At 66.0% G+C, this 17,220-nt stretch carries 18 protein-coding genes; 10 read left to right on the forward strand and 8 right to left on the reverse strand.

Going from position 1 to position 17,220, the window contains the following annotated elements:
* The 3 genes from ABIA65_RS19000 to ABIA65_RS19010 are packed head-to-tail and all read right to left on the reverse strand — an operon-like array spanning position 1 to position 2,806.
* Complete coding sequence (locus tag ABIA65_RS19000) at positions 1–753, reverse strand: sulfite exporter TauE/SafE family protein (RefSeq protein WP_241405754.1); 753 nt, start codon at positions 751–753, stop codon at positions 1–3.
* A 29-nt stretch (positions 754–782) separates the two neighbouring features.
* The gene (locus tag ABIA65_RS19005) at positions 783–2,435 is read right to left on the reverse strand and encodes a SulP family inorganic anion transporter (RefSeq protein ID WP_354524554.1); all 1,653 of its coding nucleotides are present in this window, start codon (positions 2,433–2,435) and stop codon (positions 783–785) included.
* Complete coding sequence (locus ABIA65_RS19010; protein ID WP_241400013.1) at positions 2,432–2,806, reverse strand: ArsR/SmtB family transcription factor; 375 nt, start codon at positions 2,804–2,806, stop codon at positions 2,432–2,434. Before ABIA65_RS19010 ends, ABIA65_RS19005 begins: the two co-directional genes overlap by 4 nt.
* Positions 2,807–3,047: 241 nt before the next feature.
* On the opposite strand from ABIA65_RS19010, the gene ABIA65_RS19015 reads away from it, so the two are divergent.
* A complete protein-coding gene (locus ABIA65_RS19015) occupies positions 3,048–3,542 on the forward strand; it encodes an alpha-isopropylmalate synthase regulatory domain-containing protein (RefSeq protein WP_241400011.1) in 495 nt (164 codons plus the stop codon).
* On the opposite strand, the gene ABIA65_RS19020 is transcribed toward ABIA65_RS19015, so the two are convergent.
* Positions 3,539–3,910 carry a winged helix-turn-helix transcriptional regulator gene (locus ABIA65_RS19020; protein ID WP_241400009.1) on the reverse strand — a complete coding sequence of 124 codons (372 nt, stop codon included), beginning with the start codon at positions 3,908–3,910 and terminating at the stop codon, positions 3,539–3,541. The two genes, ABIA65_RS19015 and ABIA65_RS19020, sit on opposite strands and share 4 nt — an antisense overlap.
* Positions 3,911–4,025: 115 nt before the next feature.
* Here ABIA65_RS19020 and ABIA65_RS19025 point away from each other — a divergent pair, with 115 nt between their 5' ends.
* Positions 4,026–4,661 carry an NADPH-dependent F420 reductase gene (locus tag ABIA65_RS19025; protein WP_354524555.1) on the forward strand — a complete coding sequence of 212 codons (636 nt, stop codon included), beginning with the start codon at positions 4,026–4,028 and terminating at the stop codon, positions 4,659–4,661.
* Between the two features lies 1 nt (position 4,662).
* Here ABIA65_RS19025 and ABIA65_RS19030 read toward each other — a convergent pair whose 3' ends face one another.
* Positions 4,663–6,144 (reverse strand): cytochrome P450, encoded by a 1,482-nt coding sequence (locus tag ABIA65_RS19030; RefSeq protein WP_354524556.1) that lies wholly within the window; start codon positions 6,142–6,144, stop codon positions 4,663–4,665.
* 141 nt (positions 6,145–6,285) lie between these two features.
* On the opposite strand from ABIA65_RS19030, the gene ABIA65_RS19035 reads away from it, so the two are divergent.
* Together ABIA65_RS19035 and ABIA65_RS19040 are read left to right on the forward strand one after the other, a co-directional pair.
* Complete coding sequence (locus ABIA65_RS19035) at positions 6,286–6,921, forward strand: TetR/AcrR family transcriptional regulator (RefSeq protein WP_354524557.1); 636 nt, start codon at positions 6,286–6,288, stop codon at positions 6,919–6,921.
* 20 nt (positions 6,922–6,941) lie between these two features.
* Positions 6,942–7,796, forward strand: coding sequence for an SDR family oxidoreductase (locus ABIA65_RS19040; RefSeq protein ID WP_354524558.1), 855 nt, complete (start codon positions 6,942–6,944; stop codon positions 7,794–7,796).
* Positions 7,797–7,799: 3 nt separating this feature from the next.
* Here ABIA65_RS19040 and ABIA65_RS19045 read toward each other — a convergent pair whose 3' ends face one another.
* Genes ABIA65_RS19045 through ABIA65_RS19055 form a run of 3 tightly spaced genes read right to left on the reverse strand, consistent with a single transcriptional unit; the run spans position 7,800 to position 10,745 of the window.
* Positions 7,800–8,960 carry an AAA family ATPase gene (locus tag ABIA65_RS19045; RefSeq protein ID WP_354524559.1) on the reverse strand — a complete coding sequence of 387 codons (1,161 nt, stop codon included), beginning with the start codon at positions 8,958–8,960 and terminating at the stop codon, positions 7,800–7,802.
* Between the two features lie 21 nt (positions 8,961–8,981).
* Entirely contained in the window at positions 8,982–10,076 is a 1,095-nt protein-coding gene (locus ABIA65_RS19050; RefSeq protein ID WP_241400002.1) for a DNA polymerase IV, read from the reverse strand.
* Between the two features lie 60 nt (positions 10,077–10,136).
* Positions 10,137–10,745, reverse strand: coding sequence for a TetR/AcrR family transcriptional regulator (locus tag ABIA65_RS19055; RefSeq protein WP_241405753.1), 609 nt, complete (start codon positions 10,743–10,745; stop codon positions 10,137–10,139).
* Between the two features lie 101 nt (positions 10,746–10,846).
* Between ABIA65_RS19055 and ABIA65_RS19060 the strand changes: the two genes are divergently transcribed.
* From ABIA65_RS19060 to ABIA65_RS19085, 6 genes are all read left to right on the forward strand, one after another.
* Positions 10,847–11,398: an NAD(P)H-dependent oxidoreductase gene (locus ABIA65_RS19060; RefSeq protein ID WP_354524560.1), complete on the forward strand. Its 552-nt coding sequence runs from the start codon at positions 10,847–10,849 to the stop codon at positions 11,396–11,398.
* 505 nt (positions 11,399–11,903) lie between these two features.
* The gene (gene nrdH, locus ABIA65_RS19065) at positions 11,904–12,164 is read left to right on the forward strand and encodes a glutaredoxin-like protein NrdH (RefSeq protein WP_354524561.1); all 261 of its coding nucleotides are present in this window, start codon (positions 11,904–11,906) and stop codon (positions 12,162–12,164) included.
* 61 nt (positions 12,165–12,225) lie between these two features.
* The gene (gene nrdI, locus ABIA65_RS19070; protein ID WP_354524562.1) at positions 12,226–12,672 is read left to right on the forward strand and encodes a class Ib ribonucleoside-diphosphate reductase assembly flavoprotein NrdI; all 447 of its coding nucleotides are present in this window, start codon (positions 12,226–12,228) and stop codon (positions 12,670–12,672) included.
* Positions 12,639–14,807 carry a class 1b ribonucleoside-diphosphate reductase subunit alpha gene (nrdE, locus tag ABIA65_RS19075; RefSeq protein ID WP_354524563.1) on the forward strand — a complete coding sequence of 723 codons (2,169 nt, stop codon included), beginning with the start codon at positions 12,639–12,641 and terminating at the stop codon, positions 14,805–14,807. Before nrdI ends, nrdE begins: the two co-directional genes overlap by 34 nt.
* A 27-nt stretch (positions 14,808–14,834) precedes the next feature.
* A complete protein-coding gene (locus tag ABIA65_RS19080) occupies positions 14,835–15,614 on the forward strand; it encodes an NUMOD3 domain-containing DNA-binding protein (RefSeq protein ID WP_354524564.1) in 780 nt (259 codons plus the stop codon).
* Between the two features lie 203 nt (positions 15,615–15,817).
* A complete protein-coding gene (locus ABIA65_RS19085) occupies positions 15,818–17,200 on the forward strand; it encodes an SMI1/KNR4 family protein (RefSeq protein ID WP_354524565.1) in 1,383 nt (460 codons plus the stop codon).
* Positions 17,201–17,220 lie beyond the last annotated feature (20 nt).

Here is a 17,220-nt window from a genome sequence, read left to right on the forward strand (position 1 = left end):
TCAGCGGTACGCGTCGAATCCGAGTTTGACGGCAAGTGCCAGACCGGCCATCGCGATGAGCAGGCGTAGCGGTGTTGCGGGGGCGCGACGTACGACCACCGGTCCGAGCCGCGAGCCGATCAGGCAGCCAATGCCGAGCGGGACGACGGCCGCCCAGCTGACCGGACCGAACACCAGGAACACCAGCGCCGCAGCACCGTTGGCGGTGCCGAGGACCACGTTCTTGGTGGCGTTGGCACGCGCCAGCGACTCGCTGCCCATGGCCAGAAAGAGCGCGAGCAGCAGCACGCCCGCGGCGGCCCCGAAGAAGCCGCCGTAGACGCAGATCGTCAGGATCGTCGCGCCGAGCAGGACGGTGCGACCCGTGCTGCGGGGTCCGGTTCGCACGGTGCGACGACGAGGCAGCGCGATCACAATCGCGGCGCCGGCGAGCAGCACCGGCACAGCTCTCTCGAACCCCTCCGAGGGAATCGAAAGCAGAAGCACAGCGCCCGCCGCGCCCCCGGCCAGAGCGGTGGGCACCACCTTCTTCAGCCGTGCGCCCTGACCCTCGAGTTCGGGCAGTGATCCCGACACCGAGCCGACACCGTTGAACACCAGCGCGACGGTGTTCGTGACGTTGGCCGTCACAGGGGGCAGGCCCACCAACAGGAGAGCGGGATATGTCGACACCGAGGCCAGGCCGGCGATACTGCCGGCAAGACCGCCGCCGATGCCGGCGAGCGCCAGGAGTATCACGTCCCACCAACTCAGCGCCGCCATTGGCGATGAACACTAGGCGATCAGTTGCGGGTGGCGCGAGGCGGCGCAACGGCATGAGCGCGCGCGTGCGCGACGGCGTCGTCGAGGGAATCGATCAGATGGTTCTCGTGACGCAGGGACTCAAGGACGCCGACGGCGGTCAGCAACGGCAGATGGTCGGGCTGCACGCCCTTGACGATCACCGTGATCCCGCGCGCCTCGAGATCGTCCACTATCCGCGCGAGTGTGTGCGCGCCTGTGGCGTCGAGCATCCCCAGCTGCGACATCCGGATCACCACCACCCGTATGTCGTGGTGGTCGGCGTCGGTGATCACATTCGAGATCCGTTCTGCCGCACCGAAGAACATCGCGCCGTCCAGTCGCAGCAGCGCGATGTGCTGGTCGCCCGGCTGCGGTGGCGCGGGGAGTTCCTCTCGGTGCACGCTGCTGCGTCGAGCCACGGTACGGAGCGCGAAGAACGCCGCCACCAGCACGCCTATCTCGACCGCCTCGACTAGGTCGAAGCACACCGTCACGACTGCGGTGAGCACGAACGTCAGCGCATCCGACCGCGTGGACCGCATGATCTTGGAGATGGTGCCGGCCGAGATCATGCGAAACGACGTCACCATCAGCACGGCCGACAGCGCCGCCAGGGGAATGGCCGATACCGGCCCGGTCGCGAGGTAGACCACGCCGAGAAGCAGCACAGAGTGCACGATCGACGCCAGGCGGGTGCGCGCACCCGATCGCACGTTGACCGCTGTGCGCGCGATGGCCCCGGTGGCCGGCATGCCGCCGAAGACGCCCGAGGCGACCGACGCCAGTCCCTGGCCGACCAGCTCCCGGTCCGGGTCGTAGGGGCCGGTTGGTGACATGGTCGCGGCGACCCGTGCCGACAGCAACGATTCGATGGCAGCCAATGCGGCGATCGCCAGGGCCGCCCCGAGAAGGGGTTGTATCGCCCCGAGGTCGGCATGGGGAAGCACGGGCGTCGGCAGGTGCGACGGCAGTGCGCCGATCCGTGCCACCGGCACTGCCAGGACCCCGACCAGGATTGTTGCCGCAACCACGGCGAGGAGTGATCCAGGGATCGATCGATGCAGGCGGGGCAGCCCGATCATCAGCGCGGCCGCCAATGCGACCACCCCAAGCGACCATCCGGCAGTCGACCAGTCCGGGGACGTCGCGACACGCCACGCCGCGATGAGCGGCCGCTGACCCTCCTGGCCTGTCTGCCCAAAGGCGGCGGGCACCTGCTGTAGGAAGATGATCGTGGCGATCCCGAGGGTGAACCCCTCGATCACGGGCCAGGGGATGAATGTCACGGCGCGTCCCAAGCCAGTGATGCCGGCCGCGAGCACGATCAGTCCGGCCAGCACCGTCACCAGTGCGACGCTGCCGATCCCGTACGCAGCCACGATCGGTGCGAGCACAACGGCCATGGCTCCGGTGGGCCCGGAGACCTGGACGTGTGAGCCACCGAATACGGCTGCCACCACCCCGGCGACAACGGCTGTCACCAACCCGGCGGCCGCTCCGACGCCCGAACTGATGCCGAACGCCAGGGCCAGAGGCATGGCCACCACGCCCACGGTGACCCCTGCCAGCGCATCGCGTCGCCACGACCTGCCGACATCGGCGTAATCCGACCGCTGCGGTAGCAGGCGTGCGGCGCGCCGCGCCGTGATCATCGAGAGGTTGTTCCGATGGGCGGTAGCGACTGCACAGCGTCGAGGTGGTCGCGGCTGGCGGCGAGGGTGTCGGTGAGGAACGTCCGCGCGATCTGCAGCAGCTCGAAGATCTTGGGGTGTGCAAGGCGGTAGAAGACAGCGTTGCCGTTTCGTTCGGCCGTGACGACATGATGCCGGCGCAACACCGCGAGGTGCTGTGACAGCAGGGTCGGTTCGATGTCGGTGACCGCCAGGATCTCGCTGACCGGGGTGGGTTCAGTCGCGGCCGACAAGATCTCCAGCACCCGAATTCGCGCCGGGTGGGCCAGTGCCTTGAACAGGTTGGCCTTGATCTCGTACAGCGGCTGCTCTGCACCGGTGGGAAAGGGCACGAACCAGATCCTTCGTATGATGGATTGAACGAAATATCAATCCACTATATGGGACAGCCGCGGGAAACGGCACTCACGTCCGAAATCCGGTTGCGTCGTCGGTCGGCGAGCGCCTAGCATCGCGAACGTGCCGAAGCGACTCGTAGTAGCAACCCGCAGCGGGGTCTGATCCAGACCGACCCCCCGCTGTGGGTGGTCGCTACTTCGTCGGTCGTTTCCTCTGGCAAGAGAAGACCGGCACATGTACTCCACCTCATCGACACACACCGCAACCAGCGCAGCCCCTCTGTTCGCGGCGCAGTTCGACGCGCCGCTACCCCCGGACCTGCGCGAGGAGGCTCGAACGATGACCACAGAGGCCTTTCAAACCACCTACGCCCCGACGTCTGGACCCGTGCGGCTCGGCCACTGGCAGTGCACCGATGCCGAGCGTGGTGGCACCCATCTGGGGCCGCAGGCCCGTCACTATGAGGCCACCATCTGCGTCGGCGAGCGCATGGGCACGTCGACGGCGACCGCCTCGGGACCCGTCGCGGCGCTGACCGAGATGCTGCACCAGCGCGGTATTGCCGTCGAGATGCTGAAGTTTCATCAACTGCATGCCGACGGTGGCGTCGCGACGTTCATCCGCGGCACCGACGGCAGCCACGACGCCTGGGCGATGGGGCTGTCAGATGACCCGATTCAGTCGGCGTTGCGCGCGCTCGTCGCCTGCGCCAACCGGCTGCAGGACTAGCCGCCCGCAGCCTGCGCTGCGTTCCGCTCCTGTGCCTCTCGAACGGCGCCTCCGTACTGCGCCACCCATTGCGCAAGGGCCGTCAGCGGACCGTCGGCAAGGGAGGCGCCCAGCTCCGAGAGTCGGTACTCGACGCCGCGGGTGCCCGGGACGGTCGCCCGATCGATCAAACCGCTCATCGCCAGTCGTGTGATGGCCTGACTGAGCACCTTGTCGCTGATGCCTCCGATGCCGGCCAGCAGGTCCCGACGTCGACGAGGGCCGGAGCGCAACGCGGACAACACAACCGGGTCCCAGGCGTGGGCGACGAGATCGGTCGCCAGACGGAGCTGGCAGTCCGCCACGAAGGGTTCACAGTGACTGTCCACGATCGTTCGTCCGCTCCCGTCGTGCAGCCGCGGTTCTCGCCTACCAATTGGTAGGCGAGCGGTCCCTAGCGTAGTTCGCGCAACGTCATCGCAGCCACGATAGGAGATCGGCACCATGCGCATCGGAATTCTGGGAACGGGCGACTTGGCCGCCACACTTGGGCAGGCATGGGCACGTTCCGGTCATCACGTGATCATCGCCGGCCGGTCGCAAGCACGGGCTGAACTGACCGCCAATGTGATTGGTGATCAGGCGCGAGCCTTGGCTGCCGAGGATCTCGCCGCGCAATCGGACGTCATCGTGATCGCAGTGGCGTGGGAGGGTCTGGACAACGCACTCACGGTCGCGCAGGCCCCCGAGGGCGCGTTCGCCGGCAAGACCGTCATCGACTGCACCAACGCGCTCGACTTCACCACCGGGCTGCTGATCCTCTCGACAGGCTCAGCGGCACAACACATCTCCCATGTCGCCACGGGTGCACACGTCGTCAAGGCGCTGCACCTGTACGCCGGGCAGAGCTGGCTCGACCCGCACGTCAGCCAGCCGAGAACTGTGGCGATCTGCGGTGACGATCAGCGGTCACTGGACACCACGTCGGCCCTCATCGGGGACCTGGGGGCGTCCGCCGCTGTGATCGGCGGACTCGATCACGCCCGTCAACTCGAGGATGTCGCCGGGTTCGTCATTTCCGTTGTCGCCGCGGGACACAACCCCGCCACCGCGGTGCCGTCAGTACATCCGGCAGCGTGAGTCAGTGCAGCGGGCGAAGGACTATCGGCATGCCGTCCATCGGGATCGGCATGCCGCCGTAGTCCCAGTGCGCCTTGTAGCCGGGGCGAGCCAGCTCGAGGCGGTACTTGCGCAACAGCCGGTGCATGACGGTCTTGATCTCCAGCTGGCCGAAGACCATGCCGATGCACTTGTGCGCGCCACCGCCGAACGGGGCGAACGCATACCGGTGCTGCTTGTGCTCATTGCGGGGTTCGGCGAACCGGGCCGGGTCGAACTTCTCCGGATCCGTCCACAGCTCGGGGAGGTGGTGATTCATCGACGGCCACGTCACCACCGTCGTGTTGGCCGGGACGTGGTGACCGCACAGCTCGGTGTCGCGCACGGTGGAGCGCACATTGAACGGTAGTGGCGTGACCAGGCGCAGCGACTCGTTGATGACAAGGTCGAGTGTCTCGAGTTTGTCGAGCGCCTCGATGTCGAGCGGTCCGTCACCCAGGCGGTCGGACTCGTCGCGGACCCGGTCCTGCCACTCCTGGTTGGCGGCCAGGTAGTAGGCCATGGTCGTCAGGGTGGATGTCGAGGTGTCGTGCGCGGCCATCATCACGAAGATCATGTGGTTGACGATGTCCTGGTCGGAGAAGCTGTTGCCGTCCTCGTCCTCGGTCTGACAGAGCACCGTCAGCATGTCGGTGCCGTCGGACCCGCGCTTCTCCTTCACGCGAGCGGCGAAGTAGTCGTCCAGCACCTTGCGTGCCTGAAGCCCGCGCCACCACTTGAAGGGCGGTAGGCCCGTGCGGATGATCGCCCCGCCCGCGCGCGTGGTGGTGGTGAACGCGTGGTTGACCTTGGTCACCAACTCCGTGTCACCGCCGTGTTCGTGACCCATGAACACCACCGAGGCGATGTCGAGCGTCAACTCCTTGACGGCCGGATGGAACAGGAAACGCGGGTCGTTGGCGACCCAGTCGTTGGCGACGACGTCCGAGGCCACGCGGTCGATGTGCTCGACGTAGCCCGTCAGCCTGCTGCGCGTGAACGCCTCCTGCATGATGCGGCGGTGGTACATGTGCTCGTCGAAGTCGAGCAGCATCAGGCCGCGGTTGAAGAACGGGCCGATCACCGGATGCCAGCCACCCTGGCTGTAGTCCTTGTTGCGATTGGAGAACACCGTCTGCGTGGCGTCCGGCCCCAGGGCCAGGATCGACGGCAGGGCGGGCGAGTGTGCGTAGTGCACCGGGCCGTGCTCGCGGTAGACCTGCAGCATGTAGTCGGGGCCGCTGCGGAACGTCTCGATCATGTGGCCGAGCACCGGTAAGCCGGCGTCGCCCATCACGGGCTTGAGGTCGCTGCCTGCCGGCGGCTTGGCGAGTTCGAACTGCGGCCAGTCGCGTTTGCGGAGGCGCTTCTCGACCGCACCCATTCCGGGGAGGTTGTTGATCGACGGTGTGAGCCGTCGTTTCGCCTCGCCGAGGAGATACTCCGGGGTGTTGATGGTCGCCATGAAAGCTCCTGCGCGTCTGTGGGCTGGGTGGCCGGGCTGTGGTCGATCTCACTGAACCTGCGAACTAAGCCCATCCTGACCGTCACACTTGACGCATGTCAAGTTTTGAACTGGCGCGTCGCGGGTGCGAAGGTTGACGGGATGAGTGTCGAATCCGTACCCGGCGAGGCGCGTCGCAGCCGTGGTGACCGGCAGCGTGACGCGATCATGTCGGCTGTGCGCGAGCTGCTTGAGGTGAAGGCGTTCGCCGACCTCTCGGTCAGCATGATCAGCGAGCGCGCGGGTGTCGCGCGGTCGGGTTTCTACTTCTACTTCGACTCGAAGTACGCGGTGCTCGCGGTGATCGTGGCCGACGCCCTGGACGAACTCGACAAGCTCACCCACGACTTCGCGCCACGCGAACCCGGGGAGACCCCCGCCGAGTTCGCCAAGCGCATGGTGGGAAGCGCCGCGGCGGTGTTCGCGAGCAACGATCCGATCATGCAGGCCTGCACGCTGGCCCAGAACACCGACGCCCAGATCCGCGAGATCATGAACGACTTCGAGGACACGGTGATCGACAAGATCGTCGGACTGGTCCGCCAGGACTCAGGTGCGCGTCCCATCACCGACGATCTGCCCGCGCTGGTTCGCATGCTCACCGCGGCGACCGCCATGACGCTGTCGCACGACAGCGGTTTCGTCGGACGGGGGACCGATCCTGTCCGGGCCATCGACGTGGTCGAGCGGCTCTGGCTCAACGCACTCTGGGGCGGTAACGAGCATCCCCACCCGTAACCGCCGGTATCGTCTGCGCCATGACGGCGAAGTTTGCAGGTAAACGGTGCTTCCTGACGGGGGCCGCGAGCGGCATTGGGCGGGCGACGGCACTCAAACTCGCCGCTGAAGGTGCCGAGTTGTTCCTCACCGACCGCAACGAGGAGGGGCTCGCCGAGACCGTCGCCGATGCCCGTGCCCTCGGCGGACAGGTCAGTGCACACCGGGCCCTCGACATCTCCGACAACGACCAGGTGTCGGCGTTCGCCGCGGACATCCACGCGGCGAACCAGAGCATGGACGTCGTGATGAACATCGCCGGGATCTCGGCGTGGGGCACGGTGAGCCACTTGAGTCACCGCCACTGGGAGCAGATGGTGTCGGTCAACCTGATGGGGCCGATCCACGTCATCGAGGCGTTCGTGCCGCCGATGGTCGCGGCCGGTCGCGGCGGCAGCCTGGTGAACGTGTCCTCGGCGGCGGGAATTGTCGCGCTGCCATGGCACGCGGCCTACAGCGCCAGCAAGTACGGCCTGCGCGGCCTGAGCGAAGTCCTGCGCTTCGACCTCGCGCGGCACCGGATCGGGGTTTCCGTCGTGGTGCCCGGCGCCGTGAAGACGCCGCTGGTGCAGACCGTCGAGATCGCAGGTGTGGACCGTGACCACCCGCAGGTGGCGAAGTGGGTCGACCGGTTCGGCGGGCACGCCGTGTCGCCCGAGCGCGCGGCCGACAAGATCCTGGCGGGCGTCGCGCGCAACCGCTACCTGATCTACACGTCGTCTGACATCCGCGCGCTGTACGCCTTCAAGCGGTTCGCGTGGTGGCCCTACAGCGTCGCGATGCGTCGGGTCAACGTCATCTTCACCCGCGCACTGCGGCCCCCGCGGGCCGGCTAGCCCTCACCGCTTGCCCCAATCCCACGGCGGCGCGCTGAGGTTGGTCTGACCGGTGATCCGCGTCTCGCCCCAGTCCTTGTGCAGTTCGATCTCGGTGGAGCCGTCGTCGGCGAGGTGCTTGCGCATCGCGGCCGAGTGGGTGACCACCACGACCTGAGTGTTGGCGGCCGCCGCGCGGATCATCGCCGCCAGCGGTCCGACGAGATCGGGATGCAGCGAGGTCTCGGGCTCGTTGAGCACCATGAGCGACGGCGGAGCCGGGCTCAGCAGGGCAGCGCCCCACAGCAGGAATCGCAGTGTGCCGTCAGATAATTCGGCCGTCCGCAACGGCCGCAGCATGCCCTTCTGGTGCAACTGCAGCTCGAACAGCCCGTCGGTGACCGCGACCGACACCGTGGCGTCGTCGAACGCGTCGGCCACAGCCCGAGCCAGGTCGTCGAACCCGGCTTCGATGATGGTCTGCACGGCGGCCGCGAGGTCGGCACCGTCATCGCTCAGCACCGGTGTCCGGGTACCGATCCGCGGCTGTCGGGCGGGCGCGTCGGCGTCGACCCGGAAACCGTCGTAGAACCGCCAACCGCGCAACCGGTCCCGGACGGCCGCGAGTTCGGGTAGCGCCCCGGGGTGGGCGTACTCGGCGAGCACGCTGCGGTAGGCGGGCAGCGAGCGCGTGATCTCCTCGAAGCCGCGGCCCGACTCCGAGGCGGCCTCCGCGTAGTCCCGGCCGCGGCTGACCAACGTGGCGCTTGGCCGCAGCCGCGGACCGGCGAACACCACCTCGCGCTTGATCTCGGGGTCGCGCGCGAACGAGGAACCGGGGCCGGCGAACTGCGGCAACCCGAGGTCGATCAAATAGCCGAAGTCGTCGGAGGCGAAGCCGAGTTCCAGTGCGACGGGGCGGGTTCGGGTGGTGCCCTGCGCGCTACCCGTGCGGCGGGCGCCACCGAGGCCCTCGGGTCCCGCCCACAGCACCGACTCGAGGCCGCCTTCGCGCGCCAGAGAGCCGATCACCTCATTGCGGGCGCAGTCGGCGAGCAGACGCAACGACCGGTACACCGAGGACTTGCCGGTGCCGTTGGCGCCGGTGACGACTGTGAGACGGGTCAGGGGGATGACGACCTCGCGAAGTGAGCGGTAACCGCGTACGGCGACGGTGTGGAGCACTACTGCACCGTAGTTGGCTGCTCAGACATCGCTGGGTGACTCAGGGGCGTCGGGTGACTCAGAGGCGTCGGGCATTGCGAGTTCCAGCCGAACCCCGAGCAGGCGCACCGGTCGATCGAGGTCGAACTGGTCGAACACCGCCAGTGCGGTGTCCACGATCGTCGGCCCGTCGGTGGTCGGCGCCGCGAGCTTGCGGATCTTGGTCCGGGTGAAGAAGGTCTTGGTCCGCACCGTCACGGCGACTCGGGTCACGATGCGGCCCTGTTCGACGATCTCGGCGAGCGTCTGGATGGCCAGCTGCCTTATCGCGGAGTCCATCTCGGCGCGGTCGGTCAGGTCGGCGGGGAACGTCACGACGTGGCTGCGTGACCGCGGGACCCACGGTGCAGCGCTGACCGTCGTGTCACCGCCGCCCTTGGCCAGCAGCAGGATGCCCAGGCCGGTGGACGGACCGAACGTCGACGTCAACAGGGTGGGGTCGGTGGCGGCGAGATCGGCGACGGTGGTGATGCCAAGTCCCTCAAGGCGTTTGGCTGTTTTGGGGCCGACACCCCACAGGGCGTCGACGCCGCGGTCGCCCATCACCGTCATCCAGTTCTCGTCGGTGAGCGCGAAGATGCCTGCCGGCTTGCCGAACCCCGTTGCCACCTTGGCCCGCTGCTTGTTATCGCTGATGCCCACCGAGCAGGACAGGCCCGTCTCGGCCGATATCACCGTGCGGATCCGCTCGGCGAGGTCGAAGGGATCGGTGTCGGCACCGGCGTCGTCAGAAGAGTCCAGCCCGAGATAGGCCTCGTCCCAGCCCCACACCTCGACCGGATGGCCGAGATCGCGCAGCAGCCCCATGACCTCCTCGGACGCCTCGTCGTAGGCGGCCGAGTCGGACGGCAGGAACGTGGCGTCGGGACACTTGCGGGCCGCGATGCGCAACGGCATGCCTGCGTGAACCCCAAACTCGCGTGCCTCATACGACGCGCACGTGACGACCTTTCGGGGCTCGGTCGGGTCGCCGCTGCCGCCCACGATGACAGGCAGGCCCACCAGCTCGGGATGGCGACGCAGTTCCACCGACGCCAGAAACTGGTCGAGATCGACGTGCAGGACCCACTTGCTCATCGGAGCCCGTCGCTCTTCGCGCGAGCGCTCATGGGAGCCCGTCGCTCTTCGCGCGAGCGCTCATCGGCCGCACAGCTTGCGGGCCAGGTCCTCCCACGCATCGGCCTGCAGGTCCAGGTCGCGGTCGAGGTCGGTGATTTGATGGGCGACGTAGTCGGCGTCGAGGAGGGCCATCAGCGCATCGGCCTGCGCGTCGAGATCGCCCGTGGTGCCCGCCTTGCCCAGCAGCATCCTCACGTGCGTGCGATGCAGGGTGGCGGGGGAGTTGAACCGCATCGCGGGATCGCGGCTGACGTCGGACAGCAGTGCGAAATGGTTCCACACGAACTGCAGCCGCTCGCGCCCGTAGGCGATCAGGCGGTCCAGCGGCGGCGCGTCCGGGCCCAGCGGCGGGGGCCCGAACATGAAGGCCCGCTGCTCGGCCTGCTCGTCCTCGTCGAGTAGTACGAGCATCAGCCCGGAGCGGCTGCCGAAACGCCGGAACAGGGTGCCCTTGCCGACTCCCGCGGCCGTCGCGACGTCGTCCATGGTGACGGCGTCGGCACCGCGTTCGGCGACGAGGCGGCGGGCGGCGTCGAGGAGCAGAGTGCGATTACGGGCGGCGTCACCCCGCTCGGTCGGCGCTGCGTCAGTGACCGGCAGGTTGGTGAATCCGGCCGACTCGTCGATGGCACTCACGTTCGCACTTTAACTCAGCCGGAATAATTCGGACCGCGGTCCGGTTGGGCTGTGCGAGCATCGCAGTGGCCAAATGAGAGGAATCTGGGGATATGTCTGAAGGCAGCGACGTCAAGGTCTTGGTACTGCTGGGGAGTCTGCGGCGGGAGTCGGTCAACCGGCAGCTCGTCGAACTCGCCACCGAGGTCGCGCCCCCGGGCGTCACCCTGGAGTTCTTTGACCGCCTGGGTGAGCTTCCGCACTACAACGAGGACATCGACGGTGACGACGTCGCCGAGTCGGTGCAGGCCCTGCGGGCCGTTGCGGCCGACGCTGACGCCGCGCTGGTCGTGACCCCGGAGTACAACGGGAGCATTCCGGGCGTGCTGAAGAACGCGATCGACTGGCTGTCGAGGCCGTTCGGCAACAGCGCGCTGAAGGGCAAGCCCGCGGCAGTCGTCGGCGGGGCATACGGCCAGTACGGCGGGGTGTGGGCGCACGACGAGGCGCGCAAGTCATTCGCCATCGCCGGACCGCGGGTGATCGAGGACCTGAAGCTCTCCGTGCCGTTCAAGGCGCTAGATGGCAAACACCCGCGAGAGAACGCCGACGTGGCCGCCGACCTTCGTGACGTCGTCGCGAAGCTGGCCGCCGAGGTCGGCTGACACCGCAGCAACTCGCAGCAACTCAAAGGCCGCCGACACGCCCAAAAGGGACACGTCGGCGGCTTTGCTGTCGGGCGCGCAATCGTGTAGTTGTCAGTGCCCGGTGATAGACCTGTGGTCATGATCGGACACACGAGGGCGGTGTGACGTGCGACACGCCGGAGGAAAACCGCGTCGCGGCGTGTGCGACCTGGGAATTCCATCAATGTTGTTCAGAACATCTTGTATGTCTTCTGATTGTCGGACACTAGGTGTAGTGTCTTGACCACCGACAGGCCCCCACAGTTTCGAAGCGTTTCAGGGCCAGCCGGAGGCTCACGATCCGGCTGCGTCTGGTCCCAGACCCAGTCGGATTCGCAGTCTCCGACGGCTGGGATCGTGGGAATTTCGAGGGTCCGCGGCTCGCTGAAGTTCAGTGAGATGCAGGTCCCGGGTCAGTTGCCAGTCCAAGTTCAGATCACGTCGCAGTTCCGCGTCCCAGATTCCACAGAGGAGCCGTACCGAGATGACCGTCACCGTGTACACCAAGCCGGCATGTGTGCAGTGCAACGCCACCTACAAGGCGCTCGACAAGCAGGGCATCGCCTATGAGCTGGTCGATATCACCCTGGACACCGAGGCCCGTGACTACGTCATGGCGCTGGGTTACCTCCAGGCGCCCGTCGTGGTCGCAGGTGCCGAGCACTGGTCGGGCTTCCGCCCGGATCGCATCAAGGCACTGGCCGGTGCGGTCGCGGTTGCGGCATCGGACGCGGTCACGGCCTAGCGGACGCGCACACCACGGAGCGCAGAGGGCAGTCATCACGGCGGTAGAAGGGAGCGATCTCGTGAGCAATCTCGTCTACTTCTCCAGCGTCTCGGAGAACACTCACCGGTTCGTCGAGAAGCTGGGTCTGCCCGCCATCCGCATTCCGCTCCGCGAGCGCATCGAGGTCGCCGAGCCCTTCGTCCTGGTCTTGCCCACCTACGGCGGCGGGCATGCGAACGAGCCCGATCCCGACGCCGGGGGCTACGTCCCCAAACAGGTCATCGCATTCCTCAACAACAAACACAACCGGTCGCTGATTCGCGGTGTCATCGCTGCGGGCAACAACAACTTCGGCGCCGAGTTCGCCTACGCGGGTGAAGTGGTCTCCCGTAAGTGCGGCGTGCCTTACCTCTACCGATTCGAACTGATGGGAACCCCGGACGACGTGGAAGCCGTCCGTGCGGGTCTCGCCGACTTCTGGAAGGACCAGACATGCCACCAACCGTCACAGCTGCAGAGCCTGTAACCACCGGGGCTCACGCGTTGCCGGGCGAGACGGACTATCACGCCCTCAACGCGATGCTGAACCTGTACGACGCGGACGGCAACATTCAGTTCGACAAGGACCGGGAAGCTGCGAATCAGTACTTCCTGCAGCACGTCAACCAGAACACGGTGTTCTTCCACAACCAGGACGAGAAGCTCGACTACCTCGTCCAGAAGGACTACTACGAGCGCGAGGTCCTCGACCAGTACTCGCGCAACTTCGTCAAGTCGCTCCTGGATCGCGCGTACGCCAAGAAGTTCCGGTTCCCGACGTTCCTGGGCGCGTTCAAGTACTACACCTCCTACACGCTGAAGACGTTCGACGGGAAGCGCTACCTGGAGCGCTTCGAGGACCGTGTCGTCATGGTCGCCCTCACGCTGGCCGCCGGCGACACCGAGCTGGCCGAGAAACTCGTCGACGAGATCATCGACGGCCGGTTCCAGCCGGCCACCCCGACGTTCCTCAACTCGGGCAAGAAGCAACGCGGCGAGCCCGTGTCGTGCTTCCTGTTGCGCATCGAGGACAACATGGAGTCCATCGGTCGCTCCATCAACTCCGCGCTGCAGCTGTCCAAGCGCGGCGGTGGAGTCGCATTGCTGCTGAGCAACATTCGCGAGCATGGCGCACCGATCAAGAACATCGAGAACCAGAGCTCGGGTGTCATCCCGATCATGAAGCTGCTGGAGGACTCGTTCTCCTACGCCAATCAGCTCGGGGCCCGCCAGGGTGCCGGCGCGGTGTACCTGCAGGCGCATCACCCCGACATCTACCGGTTCCTCGACACCAAGCGCGAGAACGCCGACGAGAAGATCCGCATCAAGACGCTCTCGCTGGGCGTGGTCATCCCGGACATCACCTTCGAGCTCGCGAAGCGCAACGAGGACATGTACCTGTTCTCGCCGTACGACGTCGAGAAGGTCTACGGCGTGGCCTTCGCCGACATCTCGATCACCGAGAAGTACTACGAGATGGTCGACAACGCGCAGATCCGCAAGACGAAGATCAAGGCGCGCGAGTTCTTCCAGACGCTGGCCGAGCTGCAGTTCGAGTCCGGCTACCCGTACATCATGTACGAGGACACGGTGAACCGGTCGAACCCGATCGAGGGCAAGATCACGCACAGCAACCTGTGCTCGGAGATCCTGCAGGTGTCGACGCCGTCGCTGTTCAACGAGGACCTCACCTACGCCAAGGTTGGCAAGGACATCTCGTGCAACCTCGGCTCGCTGAACATCGCCAAGGCGATGGACTCGCCGGACTTCGCGCAGACCATCGAGGTGTCCATCCGCGCGTTGACCGCGGTGAGCGATCAGACGCACATCTGGTCGGTGCCGTCAATCGAGCAGGGCAACAACGACTCTCACGCCATCGGCCTGGGACAGATGAACCTGCACGGCTACCTGGCCCGCGAGCGGATCCACTACGGCTCCGAAGAGGGCATCGACTTCACCAACATTTACTTCTACACAGTGCTCTTCCACGCGCTGCGGGCGAGCAATAACATCGCGATAGAGCGCGGCAAGGCCTTCGGTGGCTTCGAGCGGTCGAAGTACAAGTCGGGTGAGTTCTTCGACAAGTACACCGATCAGGTGTGGGAGCCGGCCACCCCGCGGGTGCGCGAGCTGTTCGACAATGCGGGCATTCACATTCCGACGCAAGAGGATTGGGTGCGGTTGAAGGAGTCGGTGCAGAAGCACGGCATCTACAACCAGAACCTGCAGGCCGTCCCGCCGACGGGGTCGATCAGCTACATCAACCACTCGACCAGCTCGATCCACCCGGTGGCGTCGAAGATCGAGATCCGCAAGGAAGGCAAGATCGGCCGCGTCTACTACCCGGCTCCGTACCTGACGAACGACAACCTGGAGTACTACCAGGACGCGTACGAGATCGGCTTCGAGAAGATCATCGACACCTACGCCGCGGCCACCCAGCACGTCGATCAGGGATTGAGCTTGACGTTGTTCTTCAAGGACACCGCCAGCACACGCGACGTGAACAAGGCGCAGATCTACGCCTGGCGCAAGGGCATCAAGACGCTGTACTACATCCGGCTGCGCCAGATGGCGTTGGAGGGCACTGAGGTGGAGAATTGCGTCAGCTGCATGTTGTGACGATTGGTCGCTGACCGCGGAGATTCCGTGACCGCCGAACTGAAGGCCGGCGGCCTGATTTACGGGGTCCGGCTTCGATCGGAGTCTCACTACCGCTATGTCGGTCTCACGACAAAAACTGCGCAGGTGCGGCTTCGGCAGCACTTCAAGGTCGCTGCCGCCCGCAGGAAAACGCCGTTCTACGACTGGTTGCGCAAGCAGGATCGCCGCAACGTGATTGTGGTTCAGTTGGACTGGGCGGACGGGCTCGACGAGCTTGGCGAGGCCGAAATTGCATGGATAGCTCTCCTTCGATCTGAGGGGCATCCTTTGCTGAACCTTGCGGACGGCGGACTTGGACCGACGGGCGTGGAATGGACCAAGGAGATGCGCGCGGCAGCGAAGATCCGATCGACCGGCCGTAAGGTTCCTAGCCGATTCGGTGACGAGAACCCGTTCTATCAACGGGAGCACTCCGCCGAGCAACGGGCGAAGTGGTCAGTCGTACGTAAGGGCACAAACGTCGGCGCTGACAATCCGAATTACGGGAAGTTTGGCGCCGACCACCCCAGTTTCGGTCATGTGATGTCGGAAGACGCGAGGGCCAAGCTTTCCGAAAAGAGGAAAGGCGCTGGGAACCCCAATTTTGGGCGAAGTGCGAGCGAAGAAACGCGCGCCAAGATGTCGGCAGTTCGAAAAGGCCGCCCTATGCCGTCGAGTCGACGCAGTGCTCACACCCGCCATCACACGAACAACGGCGTGTTTAAGGACACCTGCCAATACTGCCGCGACGATCAGGCGGCTGGGCAGCCGCGGTCATCGGACTGAGGTTGGGAATGCCCGTGATTTTTTGGGGACTGCTTCGGCCCCTCCAGATACCTTTGCGCTCACGGTCTTTCGGCACGCACGTTTCCATTGCCTCCCGTACTGCCGAACCGTGCTGAGGGTGCACGGCGACGTAGGTCCGGGTATCGAGAGTGGCGGTTGACAAACCGACACCGCGGGCCAATTCGGCTTCTACACTTCGGCGCATGGCCACACTGCGTGATCTGAGCACCTGGTTGCCCGCACTGGAAGCGCAGCTGCGGCACGCGCCGACTGGTGTCGACGTCGTCGAGTTCAGGGGGAGCCTCGGGCCGGGCGGGGCCGGCGGGACGCTACTCATGGATGGCAAATCCCAACAGCACGGCGCACTGATCAACAACACGCCGAACGGCAACGGCACCACGGATCGGTCCCATCGCGACGTATTTCACGAGCTGTTCGCCATTGCCAAGCGGTTCGAGGTCGAGCGGGCAGGTGTGGTCCTGCGGTCCAGCCGATCGGGCCTTCGTGAAGTGGATCTGATAGAGCTGCCGGCCTGTGTCGAGGACCCAGATTCCGGTGCCTGGCCCCTGCCTGGCGTGCTCGTCTTGAAGGAGGGGGCTCTCCCCGGCCTCTATCGTCGCCAGCCCGACTTGACCATAACGGTTGCTCCCGCCCTCGGAGCTGATCCGGCCGCACTGAGCCGGCTGATCGCCCAGCAGATCCCCGACGCCACACCTGCTGATGCCAAACAGTTGGCGGCGGTGGAAGCGCAGCTCGGAGTTCCGCTGACCGACGAGGTCAGGGCCATCTACCTGACCGCTGGGAGTGGCAACATCAGGTGTAGCGACGGCTCCTACGGGATGGAGATTATTCCGCTCGACGACATCGATACCCGGCACTCGTTCAAGCCCGAGCCACGCAAGTCGGTCTGGTGGTATGCGGCAGCGATGTCACTCGGGCCTGATCCGGCGGGCCGGATCCAACCGTTGGGATGGTCACCGCTGTGGTTCCCCGTCGGGCACGACTCGGGTGGAAACATCTACGCCGCCGACCTCGCGCCCGCTCAGCGCGGGCATCGCGGTCAAGTCGTCTTCCTGGACCACGAGTGTCCTGCCGGGGCGACGTACTACAGCGAGTCATTCACCGAACTGCTTGTGCACGGCCGCACAGGCGACTTGAGCGGACCGGTCGAGGAGGGGACGACCGCGTCCATTGAAGACTGGAACGCGGACACCGAGGTGCTCGGTATCGGCGGGAGCGACTCTCCCGTCGACCTCGGTCCGCTGCTCGATCATCCCCGGATCCACGCCATCTACGCCGCCGCCGGGGCATTGGCCGACCCGCAGCAGCTCACTCGCTTTCCCGCGCTGGACTACGTGGCGATGGGAGCGGCCGAGTGGCGCATCCTGCTGGACGCCGGACTCGTCCCGCCGCAGTTGCTTGCCGCCGAAATCAGTGATGGTGACCACGACCTCGCGGCGACGGTCATGACGGCAAACGACCTGCTCGGGCTGTGCGGGCGTCCGCTCATCGAGATGACGCGGATGCGTGGGTGGCGAAAGAGGCCATTGGTGGACCGTCTGCGCGAAATGCGTTGGAATATCTAGAGATAAATTGTATCGGCAGT

The organism is Mycolicibacterium sp. 624 (assembly GCF_040548615.1).
Classification (GTDB): domain Bacteria; phylum Actinomycetota; class Actinomycetes; order Mycobacteriales; family Mycobacteriaceae; genus Mycobacterium.